This window comes from Duffyella sp. Ts4 (genome assembly GCF_051851875.1).
GTDB lineage: Bacteria > Pseudomonadota > Gammaproteobacteria > Enterobacterales > Enterobacteriaceae > Duffyella > Duffyella gerundensis.
This window is the reverse complement of record NZ_JBLYPN010000001.1, coordinates 422,183-435,778: the sequence shown is the minus strand read 5'-3', so window position 1 is coordinate 435,778 and position 13,596 is coordinate 422,183. Positions and strand designations below refer to the sequence as shown.

Below are 13,596 nucleotides of genomic sequence, written 5' to 3'. Positions count from 1 at the left end.
AGCCGCGCCGCGATTAGATTTTATTATTCTTTTCTGCGCCGGATTTATCTCTTTTATTGGCAATAAGCTGAATAACGGCGCCCACCGCTAATAAGATCATTACCGGTACAAACTTATCTTCTTCCGCCCCGAGACCACCCAGACCTAAAAAGAACCCGGCGGCAACGATCGATTTGATCACTTTTTTTGGCGTGCTCTGCGTTTTGATGCAGATGCTGCGTACTGACCATGCGCCTGCCATTAAACCCAGCAGTGCCGTTACAGGTGTCATGTGAGGATCCTTACGGTTTTCTATTGTTGTGTGGTGACGCTCCGGCTTCCGCCCAAACGCGCAGGCAAGCACTGTAAACCAGATAGCGTCTGCCGTGTAGCGCTACGCGCGATGACCAATGAAAAATCTACAGGCGGTGTGGCCAGGCTGGGTGTACATCTTCGTGGCAGTCAGACGTGGCATGCTGACAGGCTATTTCAGTCGGTGCCATGCGGGAATGAACCCGTCGGAAGTGATTCCTGAGGCTTTACTACCACGTTGGCCGCATTGCCCTTTTGCATGCTGCTTTTGACCGGGCGTTCGTACCTCATTCTGATAATGATTGGTTGTAACGGATACCGGTAACAGGATGTTCATCACAAAATATCTCTCACAAAAATCCAAAGCTTGATGAGAGTCACTATTCCACTTAAAAGATGCAGAATTGTTAAATTTTATTGTTAGCTTGATTAACAAATAAACCGTAAATCAACCTTTTGACAAAAGTCGCTATCGGTTTTGGTAGGGTTAAAAGCGTCTTTGATAACCCGCCGGAATGAACAACGCACCTTTGTTACTTCTTTTGTGAGCCTGCTAACGATGTAAGGAGTGTCCTGTGCTGACCATACTGGGTTTTACCATGGTTACCTGCTTTATGTACCTGATCATGACCAAGCGCATGTCGGCGCTGATTGCTCTGATCATTGTGCCCACCATCTTTGCGCTTATCGGCGGTTTTTATCACGGCCTGGGTGACATGATGCTCACCGGCGTGAAAGCGCTGGCGCCGACCGGCGTGATGCTCACCTTTTCCATTCTCTACTTTGGCATCATGATCGATGCCGGTCTGTTTGATCCGCTGGTCCGCTTTATCCTTAAAATCGTGCGCGGCGATCCGCTAAAAGTGCTGGTCGGCACCGCTATCCTGACGCTGCTTGTTTCGCTGGATGGGGACAGTTCAACCACCTATATGATCGCCGTCGCCGCGTTTCTGCCGCTCTATCGCAAGCTGGGCATGAATATCCTGGCGATGACCTGTTTGATTAACCTGGCCAGCGGCATCATGAATCTCTCACCCTGGGGTGGGCCAACCGCCCGTGCGGCGGCGGCGCTGCGGATTGATGCGCTGGACATCTTTATCCCGATGATTCCGGCAATGCTGTTCGCCTGTGCCACGCTAGTGGGCATGGCGTTCTGGTTTGGTATTCTTGAGCGCCGCCGTCTGGGTGTGATTAAAATCGATAGCCAGCATCTTAACGATATCAGCCTTGGCATTGGCAACGCTGAAGAGTGCGAAGCGAATCGCAGGCCGAAAATGTTCTGGCCAAACTTTATTCTGACCACCGTGCTGCTGGTGCTGCTGGTCATGGGCGCGATGCCGATTCAGATCCTGTTTATGATGGCGTTTGCGGTGGCAGTGATGCTCAATTATCCCACGCTGGAGCAGCAGAAAGCGCGCATCAATGAGCATGCCGGTAACGTGCTGGCCGTGACCTCGCTGATTTTTGCCGCCGGTATCTTCACCGGTATTTTGTCCGGCACCGGTATGGTTGACGCCATGGCGAAAAGCCTGCTGGCGGTTATTCCGCACAGCTTCGGGCCTTATCTCGCCGTTTTCACCGCCATTGTCAGCCTGCCGTTTACCTTTTTTATGTCCAACGATGCTTTTTACTTTGGCATTTTGCCGGTTATCGCCCAGACGGCAGCGGGATATGGCATTTCAGCCGAAGAGATTGCCCGCGCCTCGATTATCGGCCAGCCGTTCCATCTGCTGAGTCCGCTGGTGCCGTCGGTTTATCTGCTGGTGGGGCTGGCAAAAGTAGATATCGGCGACCATCAACGCTTCGCCATTAAATGGGGGCTGCTGGTGAGTTTTGCCTTGATGGTCGGCGGCATTCTGTTCGGCGCCTTCCCGCTTTATCACTCTTGATAGCGTTGGCGTAGTAAGTCAGTGCTTAATAAGCAGAAGAGGATCGGTAAGCTGCGATACAGCGGCTTACCGATCATCACAAGGTCAGCTTCCGTGGACTGTTTTTGCGGATTTCTCTTTTTTGCCTTTAGACAGAAAAGGCCTTTCGATAAATCGCCATGATAACCATGCCAAAACTAAAGAAAAGATGCAGGAGACCACGAAGCGTGCGACGCCATCTTCAATACCGGCGTTGTGAAAGCGCTTGCCGATCCCGGTATTCATCAGCGTATGAATCAAATATAACGAAAAAGAGATGTCGCCAAGCCTGATCAGGGCATGAGGAATATATTTTCCCAGAGTACTTTCTGCACCCACGGCGCATGCCAGCACCATCAGATAAAGCCAACCGCAACTCAACAGACCGTGATCGATGAATTTGCCGTTATAAAATAGCGCCATCATCATTGTTAATGAGGCCAGCAATAGCAGGCTCATTACCTTGCTGTTCAGACGATTCAGCAGCGGATAGAGCAGGCCTAAACCCATGCCAGCAATAAACAAAAATATCATTGGATTGGTAATCAGATTGAGCTGCGCGATACCCGTATCATAACCTTCAGGCGACAGGGAAAAACCGCTAACTAAACAGAGCGGCAGAACAATCAACGTCAAAAAAAAGTACAGCCATCTGGTCAGGCTGAAAAAGGGCGATATCAGCAGCAGGCCGGTCACCAGATAAAAGTACACTTCATAATTCAGCGTCCAGCGAACGCCATACATCCCGCTGTCATCAAGATAAAAGGGTCCGTTGTCGCTGTATATGGGTTGAAAGGTCAATGCGCTGACTAAATTCAGCACCTTATCCGAGTAGTGAAATGTGCTCATCGCGCCTGACAGAAAAAAGGTAATCAGCAAAATAATGTAGTAGGCGGGCAAAATGCGCTTTGCACGATGTTTCAGGAAAACCATTGCGCCGTGAAAGCCGGGCGTCGATTTTTGCGCAGAAAGAGTAATAACAAAGCCGCTGATCAAAAAGAACAGATCAACGCCGGTGGCTCCCCATCCAAACCACCTGTCTCCCATGCCCGGCCCCATGCTGTTTAAATTCCAGCGAAAATGAAACAACATCACGCTTAGCGCAGCCAGACCACGCAGTGCCTGCACGCCTTTAAACATCGTGGGTTTTATTGGGGTGTTCATTTTTTCAGCATTGTGCCCTGAAAGTATAAAGAGGGCATATTTATATCATCTGAAAATTATCATCTCCAGATTAACAGCCTGTATCTATAAAGATAATTGCCGCTATAACCCGTTAAGGAATAAATGCTTAGGTCATTCTGATGCGGGGTTTAATGGCCAGGCGTAATGTCCTCATCCCGCTATTGCTGCTTACGTCCGCCCGTATAACTGAAGCTGACCGGCATGTTATCTGGCTTTGCACAGACAGGTGATTCAGAAAGCAACGTGATACTTTTTTCTTTGCCAGCGTGCCTGCTGCAAATGTTTTATTACAAACTAAAAAATCAGTCGGATAAAGGAGTTAGCATTAGCTGAACCGGCCAGAGAGTAATAAACGCCTAACCCAATAAAGTATAAAACCCGCCAGCCGATAACCCCTGTTCAGGGGCAGAATGCCGCCTTTTCATTTATTAACATTTTTCAGCATGGGGTGAGCATGACTATTACACAGCGATTAGTTTTAACATTTTCGATGCTGGCCGCCGCGCTTTGCGTGCTGGCCTTTATGTCTCTGTCGGTGATATCGGGCTTTCAGGCCCGTTTCGAATATGTGCAGGTGAATTCGATTCCCAGCATTAAGGATCTCAATAAATCTATCAGCGCCTCCAGCAACCTTGGCATTGCGCTCTATCGCCATCAGACGCTGAATGATGCGTCTGGCATGCCTGCAGCGGAGCAGCACATCAACTCAATTCTTGATGAGCTAAAGACGCTGACCGATCACTATCTGGCGAATGACGTATCAAGTGACGAAGATCGTCAAATGAGTGAAGAGATCTATCGCGATATTGATGCGGTTAAAGCTGCGCTGCCCGCTTTTATCGCCGCCTCACGTGCACAGGATAAAAATGCTTCGCTCGCATTATTACAGGGCGAGTCAGGCATTGGTACTGCTGGCAGGAAACTGGCTACGGATCTAAATAATCAGATTGAGCTTAACATTAAAATTGGGAACGAACTCAGAAAGCAAAATAATGAAACCTACAGCCGTACGTTCTGGATTATGTCCACCAGCGTGACTGCTGCTATCGTCTTATTAAGCTTTTTCGCCTTCCGTACCATTATTAGCATTCGCAAAAGTCTGAGCGGTATTGAAAATACGATGACCGACGTCAGCAATAGCCTGGATTTATCACGCCTGGCGGATGAAAGCCGCAATGATGAAATTGGCAAAACCGCTGCTGCCTTTAACCGCCTGATGCGCAAATTCTCCGAGACGTTATCGTCGGTAAACAGCTCTGCGCTGTCGGTGAGCACCGGCTCAACGCAGATTGCCGCTGGCAACGAAGATCTTTCATCGCGCACGGAAGAGCAGGCGGCCTCGCTGGAGCAGACCTCGGCCAGCATGGCGGCGCTCAGTGAAACGGTAAAAAACAACTCGCTCAGCGCCGATGAAGCCAGCGCACTGGCTAACGCGGCCAACAAGCTGTCAGCGGAGAACGGCGGTTCGGTGAAAGCGATGCTGACCACCATGGAAGATATCCGTACCAGCTCCGGTAAGATTTCTGAAATCACCGGCCTGATCGAAGGTATCGCCTTCCAGACCAACATCCTCGCGCTGAACGCCGCGGTTGAAGCGGCCCGCGCTGGTGAACATGGCCGTGGCTTTGCGGTAGTTGCCAGCGAAGTGCGTAATCTGGCGCAGCGTTCATCGTCTGCCGCCCGTGAAATCAAAGATCTGATCAGCACCTCGGTGCAGCAGGTCGCGAACGGCGCACAGCAGGCGGCGGGCGTGGGTGAAAACTCAGAAAAAGTCACCGATGCAATCAATCAGGTGGCCACCATCGTGCATGAAATAGCGACATCTGCTATTGAGCAGAGCCGGGGCATTGAGCAGGTGCATCAGGCGATTGGCCAAATGGATGAAGTGACCCAGCAGAACGCCGCGCTGGTGGAAGAAGCTTCTTCTGCCTCCCGTTCGCTGCAGGATCAGGCGGAAACCCTGACCCGACTGGTCTCCTCATTTAAAATGATCGGCGACCATCATGCGGTAAATAAACCGCAGGAAGCGCTTCGTCGTCCGGCGCCTCTGAGTGTCAAACAGCCGGTTGCCGCTGGCGACAGCAGCTGGGAGAGCTTTTAATCTCTGATGCGATCCTCCCTGTTCTGGCGGGGAGGCTCTTTTTGTCTTATTTCCTGTTACAACATCCTCAATAATTTCCCGCTTATTTCCTCTTTAATGTTTCGCAATCGCTTTTTGTGACGCTTTGCTGTACATAAATCATCGTCGCGCCACCTCAAAAGAGCTGAACCAGGAACCGCTGTTTTAACCATCTTAAGCCCTGATGCCACAACACGGAAACCGTCATAACTTTTGTTGGATGCAACACCGATCGGCGGTGGTGAAAATCACCCGTTAAACAGACGGCTGGAAAAGTCACGCGTGCGCACAGAGAGGCGTATTGAATCCAGAGGTGCTGCGCGTTATCACATTGAATTAAGCGATAGTCCGCCGGTATTCGAGATATATCCCTGTCGTATGGTTATGGTTGACATGTGTCTGATGAGCGTGTGCAGATGCGCGAGCAAGCCTGAAGCTGATTCGCAGACGAGACAGCGGATAGGGTTGTGTATAGCTCAGCCGTTATCGGATTAAGGGAGGATGAGATGGCCAGAAACTGGCCATCCTGATGGTGGATTTTGCTGAGCGACAGCCGAAGATAACAGGAGCACTGGCATAACTATAAGATGGCAAATCCTATTTTATTATCCTGACATTCACAAATAACGTCTGCTGGACAGTGACAAATTTTGATAACTTCATGGTAGCCATCATACTCATTAACAAAATCGATCATTTTTCTGACGCTTTTTTCCGTACAGTTTTTATGGAATCCAACGCACCAAAAAGAACGAGTGTCATAATTACACCGTTTAATGGCGCTTATTTTATCAATATCCCTGGTGAAACCGTTGATCAGTGCCTGAGGATGTGTGGAGCACTTTAGTTCAAGGAAAATAAATGAGTTTACTTTTGTTCTCTTCTTCCTGATAGCTAAATCCACAAACATATTTAGCCGATCCTTCATTTTTCGATTGTCAGGAATCGCCTTAACTTCGCGGTCAACAATGAAATTATCTAAAGAGGATATGTAAAATGAAAGCTCAAGTTGCAGCCATTTTTCCCAGTCATTTAATCTGGAGCCGCAGATCACCCGTAGTTTTCTTTTTATGACTTCATCCTGAAGAAAATCCTCCATAAGCGTTTTTACCGTTTTGAAATCAGCGTTTATGCTCATCATGTCCTCCTTGATATGTTAAATTTTAGGTATTATCGGCACTGGATGTGGATACTTTAAATATTATTTTATGTGTCAGTTATTAAGGTTTTAGTTTTTATTTTTTTCTTCCTCGTAAGTTTTTTGCATATCTTGCGTTTTTGATGTGTAGGTTGCACATCCAGTTAACATGATAATAATCAATAAAAAAATCTCATATTGCGCCGAGTCATTTAGAGGATGCTGTGCACTGCAATCCCTTGGCGATTATTGCGCAAAAGAGTGGCGGCAAAATGGCGGCAGAGGTTCCGGCAGGGTAGAAAAGAGTAGAACAGGATAAGCGTAGAGTGATTGTTTTTGAGGTAACTTATTGCTTTGTAGCGATGAACAAAAAAAGACCGAATACGACTCCTGTATCCGGTCCAGGGAAATGGCTCTTGATGAGCCGTGCGCTAAAAGTTGGCATTACGCAGGCGTCTTCGCCTTACAGCTAAACTGTAGAAGAGGGGCGAAGATTTTCCAGCCAGTTGTCAACCGCCGGGAGCTAAGTTTCCGCTCTGTGATCGATACGGCAAATTCTGATAGTGAAGTCTCAGGTAAAGTGATAACTGGATCGGCTAATAGGCTGCCAGGCCGCGCCGGATAAGGCTTCGCTTGTTCGGCTGCATGCAGGATGACCTCTTCAACAGCCATCAGCAGGACGCTGAACCGGGTTGATGCGGTTGCGCTGGCGATACTTTGCTTTAGTGTAAGGCCCATATTCCCAAAGCTCTCCTCATCACTCATTTTCCTGCGCAGGCTCAAGACATGCTGTATCAAATGCTTAACGGTCAACACTGGCGACACATCTATATTGTCGGCGATCTGCACGGCTGTCGTAGCCTGCTGGATGCGCAGCTTATTGCGCAGAGTTTTGATATCCAAAAGGATTTGTTGGTGTCAGTCGGCGATTTGATTGACCGCGGGCCAGACAGCCTTGGCTGCCTGCGGCTGTTGGATGCACCCTGGTTTCGCAGCGTGCGCGGCAATCATGAAGAGATGGCGCTGCAGGCGTTAGCGGGCGGCTCACGCGAAATGTGGCAACGTAACGGCGGCAACTGGTTCTGGAGCATGAAAGGCGCGGCGATGGTGTCGGCGCGGCATGCTTTGAAGCGCTGCTCGAAACTGCCGCTGATAGTGCACCTGCAACTTGGTGAGCGGGTGGTAGTGGTGGCGCACGCCGATTATCCTGCCGATCATTATGCTTATGATCAGCCGGTGGATGAACAGCAGGTGGTCTGGAGCCGGGCACGTATCGGTGAAATACAGCGCGGCGTTGCGCGCGATATCACAGGCGCCGATGCCTTTTACTTCGGCCATACGCCGCTGGATAAGGTGCTGGATGCCGGTAACGTGCATTACATCGATACCGGCGCCGTGTTCGGTAATACGCTGACTTTGGTGCAGGTGCAGTAGGTTAAAGGCGGAACAGTTTGCCGTCGCGTACCAGCTCACGCGGATAGCTGTTCTTTAGTCGCGTATTGACCTTTTTAGCCAGCCCCAGCGGCTGCTGTTGAAAGGTCACGATCACTTCATCAGCCGGTAGCGGCTGCTCAGGGTAAACATCGCGTCCGCGATACCATTCATGTGCCTGTTCTTCCGTCAGCTCAACGCGGTTGCTGGCCTGCGGGCTGGCAAGAGCGACGATCGCTTCATGCTGCCAGCGGTAGCCTTTGGGAAACGTCTCGGCCAGTTTGAGGCCAATCCGTGAAAAGCGCACCCGTGCCAGCATCGGCACAATCGGCGTGGGAAAAAGCCACAGCTCTTTATCACGCTGCCACAGTTCCTGCGTCTCCTCCCAGTACAAACCCACCTTTTTAGCGGCCTGGCGGATATCCTCCACCAGCTTGCGCGGCACCGGCGTAAACGGCAGTTTGCCCAGCTTGTAGTGCGGCGCAGGCAAGGGGGCCACCGCAGTGGTTTTGCGCAGACGAGCGACAAAAAAGCCTTCGCTGTCGAACAGCATGGGGAAAACGTGCAGAAAACCTTCCGGCGTCAGCGCCTGTTCAGCACCAGCAAAGAGTCCCGTCAGCGAGTCAATTTCCACCGCCTGCGGATAGCGCTGCAGCAGATCTTCGATCACCTGTTGGTTCTCAATGCGATTCAGCGTGCAGGTGGAATACACCAGTGTGCCGCCGGGCTTCAGGGCATGAAAAGCGCTTTCCAACAGATCGCGCTGGGTGGCGGCAATGTCGTGAGTGCTCTCCAGCGACCAGTTGCGCAGCGCATCGGCGTCCTTGCGGATCACGCCTTCGCCGGAGCAGGGGGCATCCAGCAGAATGGCATCGAACTGCTCCGGCAGTGCGGCGCCAAATACCCGACCGTCGAAATGGGTCAGCGCGGTGTTGCTGACGCCGCAGCGGCTGAGGTTAGCGTGCAGTACCTTGACCCGACTGGCGGAAAATTCGTTGGCGACAATCGCCCCCTGATTTTGCATCAGCGCGGCCAGCTGGGTGGTTTTAGAACCGGGCGCGGCGGCCATGTCCATTACGGTTTCAGGCTGCGGCACGCGGTCGATGAGCGCGCTGACCGGCAGCATGGAACTCGCTTCCTGAATATAAAACAATCCGCTCAGGTGCTCGGCCACGCTACCCAGTGGCAATGCTTCATCCGCTTCCGCACGCTGGATCCAGAATCCTTCCGTACACCAGGGAATCGGCTCAAGTTGCCAGCCGTAGCCACTGACCTGCTGTAAAAAATCGGCCACGCTGATTTTCAGGGTGTTAACCCGCAGGCTGCGGCGCAGCGGCTGTTGGCTGATGGCCAGGAACGCTGCCAGCTGTGCGTCATTGCCAAGGGTGTCACGCATGAGATCGATAAAAGCGGGGGGAAAGTGAGGAGCAGGATTGGACACGGTAATTTCCAGAAAATAAGCAGGCGGCGAGTTTATCACAGGCAAAAAAATGGGGCAGCTTTCGCTGCCCCGGTGAATCAGTTGGGCTGAGGAATGGCGGTTCCCCATTTACGCCACTCTTTCGGCTCCGCATCTTCCAGCAGGAAGTGCTTGTTGGAGGTCGCCTGAGGCGCCAGCGGCACCGTCGGCGGCGTGGCAAACTGGATGCCACCGCGAATGAACTGCTGGAAGGTGCCGGTTTTCACTACGCCACCGATCAGACCGAAATCGAAGTTGTAGCCGGAAGCCTGCCAGAAGATCGAGTTGTTGCGCACCAGATGCTGATATTTCTGGCTGATCTTCAGCGTCACCTGCACGCGATCGGCCATATTGCCCAGCGAGGTGCCGGTAACGGTGCCGACTTCAACACCGCGGAACAGCACCGGCGTGCCGATTGAGAGCGAACCGGCGTCAGCGGTATCCACTACGATGCTCAGACCGTTGAGATAACGTGAATCGGTGATCGTCGTCTCTTGCAGCTCGAAGTTACGCGTGGCGCGGCCTTTGCCCGGATCAACGTTGAGATAAGGCTGCAGGATAGTTTCCAGATGGTTGACGCCCGCGGCGGAAATCTGCGGCGACACCACGGAGAAACGGCTGCCCTGACGGGCAAAATCGTCAACGTATTCAGGATAGAGCACCGCTTTGGCGATCACCTGATTGTTATCCTTACTTAACTGCAGCGATTCTACCTGACCAATATCGATACCGAGGTAGCGAATCGGCATGCCGGAGGCGAGTTTACTGCCGTCATAGGTGTGCAGCACGATCTGGCTGCCCACCGCGCGAGCGGCGGTTTCCGAAGGGTAGAGCATGCGTTTCGCGCTGCGGCTCAGGCCTTTATCAGCACCGGCCAAATTGTCGAAGCTGATTGCGCCTTTTAACGCCCGGTTCAGCGGTGAAGCCTGCACGGTTAAGCCGCCGCCGTTGAGCTGTACGCGCGCGCCACCTTCTGACCAGAACACGCTGTCGGCGGTGAGCAGTTTGCGATATTCCGGTTTGATGTGCACTTCAACGTCAAACTCGTTGGCTTTTGGCGTCACATCGACAATTTCACCCACCTGAAATTTACGATAAAGCACCACCGATCCCGCCTGCACATCGGGCAGGCTGCTGGCGGTCAGCGTCAGGGTGGTCGGCGGTCGGTTGCCGATAATGCCTTCGCGCGCTTTCTCTTCGTCGGCGTAAAGCGGATAGCTGTCACGCGGACCCGCTTTTGACCTTGGAATCAAACGGATGCCGCCATCGACCCATTCACGGGCGCTGGCGCCCAGCACCTGCATACCATCGAGGCCGAACTTCACATCAAGGCGGCTGTTCATCACAAACAAGCTGTCGCCATGAACCAGCTGGCGATACTGCGGTTCAATCGCGGCTTTAAAGCTGACGCCACGCGCATTGAGATCGCGACTGATCACCTGACCGATGCGCATGCCGTAGAGCATGACCGGCTGACCGGCATCAATACCGTAGCTTTCCGGTGCGGTCAGCGTGACGGACAACACCTGCGGCTGTTGCAGCAGCGTTTCGTTACTGGCCAGCACGGTAAAGTGATTTTTCGGGTCACCTTCGCCCGGCACCAGTTCCAGCGTGTTGCCGGTTAACAGGCTGCTCAGGCTGGTATCGGTCAAACTGATTTTCGGGCTGCGCATTTCAATGCGCGTGCCGCTGCGCATCAGGCCAACCACCGAGGGATCCAGCGTCAGTTCGCCGGTGACTTTGCCACCGTCATGAAGATTGAGGCCGGTTAAGGTGCCGACTTCCAGGCCCTGATAGAGCAGCGGCGTGCTGCCCGCCTTGAGATTCCGACCATCCGGCAGATCCAGCGTCACCTCAACGCCGCGCTGGCTGTGCGCCAGATCGGGATAGAGATGATAAGTCGCTTCGCCTTTTGCCTGTTCAGAATTAACCGGTGAATCAAAGGCGACGGCGCCATTAACCAGCGCTGCAACGCTCTCCAGCTGCACTTTGGCGCCGCCCAGACCAACATCGGCTTTGACGCCGGAGACGTTCCAGAAGCGGCTATCTTTTTTCACCAGGTTGGTGAAGCGCCGTTCAATCAGCACATCGACCGTGACGCCACTGTTATCGGGATTGATGCTGTAGTCATACACACGGCCCACCGGAATTTTGCGGTAATAGATGAGCGAGCCGGTGTTCAGCGAGCTTAAATCGGGCGCCTGCAGGTGAATCATCATCTCGCCGCTGTTAACGCGGTATTTTGGCTGCGTATCCAGCGCGACAAAATGATCCTGCGGTTTGCCCTTGCCAGGCATCATGCCGATATAGTTGCCGCCGACCAGCGCATCCAGCCCGGACACGCCCGCCAGCGATGCTTTTGGCGTCACCAGCCAGAACTGCGTGTCATCGCGTAGCGCATCGCGCATGTCGCTTTTGATGCTGGCGCGAATTTTTATCGTGCGCAGATCGTCGGTCATGCTGATGCCTTGCACGGTACCGACCTCAACACCCTGATAGCGCACCGGCGTCCGGCCTGGCACGATGCCGTCCGCTGAGACAAAGTCGATAGTAACCGTGGTGCCGCGCTCCTGATAATTGGTCCACAACAGCCAGCCGGCAATCAGTAAAGCGATAACCGGTAATAGCCAAAAAGGGGAGATTTTGCGCTTGTTTTTAATGTGGGCGCTAGTCGGTGTAGTCGGCGTTTCCTGTTGCATGTGCATCCCAAAGCAGTCGGCTATCGAGCCATTCAACGGCCATGATAGTGAGAATAACCGCTGCGCCAAAATAGATGGCGGCCGGTCCCATAGTAAAAGCCAGCAGCTGATCACGATTGACCAGCGACATGGTTAACGAAATAACGAACAGATCCAGCATTGACCAGCGACCGACCCAGGTCACTACGCGCAGCAGGCGAACGCGGGTTTTTAATCCCTGCTCGCATTTAAAGTGAATGCTGAGCAGCAGCGCCAGCAGCACAAATACCTTGGTAAACGGCACCAGAATACTGGCGATAAAGACAATCGCCGCTACCGGGATATTGCCCGACCCGAGTGACATGATGCCAGAGAAGATGGTGTCTTCCTGACGACTGCCGTTCAGGTAAATGATGGAGATCGGCAGCAGGTTAGCCGGAATCAGCAGCACCACCGAGGCGATCAGCGCCGCCCAGGATTTTTGCAGGCTGTAACGCCGACGAAAATCGAGCGGCGAGTGGCAGCGCGGACAGCGGCCACGCGCATCGGCCAGGCCGGTATGATGACAATTCAGGCACACCTGCAGCTTTTCCAGCGCCACTTGAGCTTCCGGCTGCGGGTAAAAACGCTGCCACAGCTGCTCAACGTTGAGATGAATGAGCGTGACCAGACTGAGCAGCGTCAGCGCCAGAAAGGCGTACAGCCCGGTGCCGATGGCGATATCGGCATAATCCATCACTTTGATCGACGCCACGCCGATACCCACCAGATAGATATCCAGCATTACCCACTCTTTCAGGCGATCCATGATCAGCAACACCGGCCGGAGATTCATGCCGAGCCGGTGACCGAAATAGAGGTAGCAGATGGCGGTGACCAGCGTCACCGGCGCGCCGATGGCACAGAAGGCGACCATGGCGGCGGCGATAACGTTACCTTGTTCAGCCATCTGCACTACGCCACCCAATAAACTGGCGCTGATGTTGACGCCGAGCAGGCGAATATCCACTAAAGAGAAGGTGTAAGCGAAGGGCATTAACAGCAGCATGGCCATCGCGGCGGCGGTCAAACGGGTCATCGACCAGTCGCGTCCATTAACGATTCGTGCGTTGCAGCGCGGGCAATGCGCGGATTGAAATGATTTAACATCCGGCAAGGAAAAAAGGGTATCGCATTGCGGGCAACGCTGATAACGTGCGTGGGGCAAAGCATGGCTGATAGCGGTAATTTTCATAGTTAAAGCAGCATAGCCCTGTAACGCAAAAAGACGGCGCTTCGCCACCAGGCGCAAGCATAACGTAACGCGTGTATGACATCGCCGTTGCGTGTCAGGTCCACAAGATTCTAAGGTTATATTAACTAATCCTGTGATTCACCTTGTGGCCCCA

Annotated in this window: 10 protein-coding genes; 3 read left to right on the top strand and 7 right to left on the bottom strand. The window is 52.7% G+C overall.

From position 1 onward, the window contains the following. Positions 1-13 precede the first annotated feature (13 nt). Positions 14-271, bottom strand: coding sequence for a hypothetical protein (locus tag ACJY2L_RS02085; RefSeq protein ID WP_439212203.1), 258 nt, complete (start codon positions 269-271; stop codon positions 14-16). A gap of 595 nt (positions 272-866) precedes the next feature. Here ACJY2L_RS02085 and ACJY2L_RS02080 point away from each other — a divergent pair. Continuing rightward, complete coding sequence (locus ACJY2L_RS02080; RefSeq protein ID WP_439212202.1) at positions 867-2,180, top strand: CitMHS family transporter; 1,314 nt, start codon at positions 867-869, stop codon at positions 2,178-2,180. Between the two features lie 84 nt (positions 2,181-2,264). Here ACJY2L_RS02080 and ACJY2L_RS02075 read toward each other — a convergent pair whose 3' ends face one another. Further along, positions 2,265-3,362, bottom strand: a complete 1,098-nt coding sequence (locus tag ACJY2L_RS02075) for an acyltransferase family protein (protein WP_439212201.1) — start codon at positions 3,360-3,362, stop codon at positions 2,265-2,267. 475 nt (positions 3,363-3,837) lie between these two features. Here ACJY2L_RS02075 and ACJY2L_RS02070 point away from each other — a divergent pair, with 475 nt between their 5' ends. Continuing rightward, positions 3,838-5,484 (top strand): methyl-accepting chemotaxis protein, encoded by a 1,647-nt coding sequence (locus tag ACJY2L_RS02070; protein ID WP_439212200.1) that lies wholly within the window; start codon positions 3,838-3,840, stop codon positions 5,482-5,484. Between the two features lie 598 nt (positions 5,485-6,082). Here ACJY2L_RS02070 and ACJY2L_RS02065 read toward each other — a convergent pair. Beyond that, on the bottom strand, positions 6,083-6,643 hold the full coding sequence (locus ACJY2L_RS02065) for a hypothetical protein (protein WP_439212199.1): 561 nt from the start codon (positions 6,641-6,643) through the stop codon (positions 6,083-6,085). 441 nt (positions 6,644-7,084) lie between these two features. Beyond that, positions 7,085-7,405: a hypothetical protein gene (locus ACJY2L_RS02060; protein ID WP_439212198.1), complete on the bottom strand. Its 321-nt coding sequence runs from the start codon at positions 7,403-7,405 to the stop codon at positions 7,085-7,087. 21 nt (positions 7,406-7,426) lie between these two features. Between ACJY2L_RS02060 and ACJY2L_RS02055 the strand changes: the two genes are divergently transcribed. Beyond that, entirely contained in the window at positions 7,427-8,074 is a 648-nt protein-coding gene (locus ACJY2L_RS02055; protein ID WP_439212197.1) for a metallophosphoesterase, read from the top strand. Between the two features lies 1 nt (position 8,075). Here the strand turns inward: ACJY2L_RS02055 and rsmF are convergent, their stop codons facing one another. The 3 genes from rsmF to yebS form a co-directional block, all read right to left on the bottom strand. Next, a complete protein-coding gene (rsmF, locus tag ACJY2L_RS02050; RefSeq protein ID WP_439212654.1) occupies positions 8,076-9,518 on the bottom strand; it encodes a 16S rRNA (cytosine(1407)-C(5))-methyltransferase RsmF in 1,443 nt (480 codons plus the stop codon). A 71-nt stretch (positions 9,519-9,589) separates the two neighbouring features. After that, positions 9,590-12,229: an MlaD family protein gene (locus tag ACJY2L_RS02045; RefSeq protein ID WP_439212196.1), complete on the bottom strand. Its 2,640-nt coding sequence runs from the start codon at positions 12,227-12,229 to the stop codon at positions 9,590-9,592. Continuing rightward, positions 12,198-13,442: a membrane integrity lipid transport subunit YebS gene (gene yebS / locus ACJY2L_RS02040; protein ID WP_439212195.1), complete on the bottom strand. Its 1,245-nt coding sequence runs from the start codon at positions 13,440-13,442 to the stop codon at positions 12,198-12,200. Before yebS ends, ACJY2L_RS02045 begins: the two co-directional genes overlap by 32 nt. Positions 13,443-13,596 lie beyond the last annotated feature (154 nt).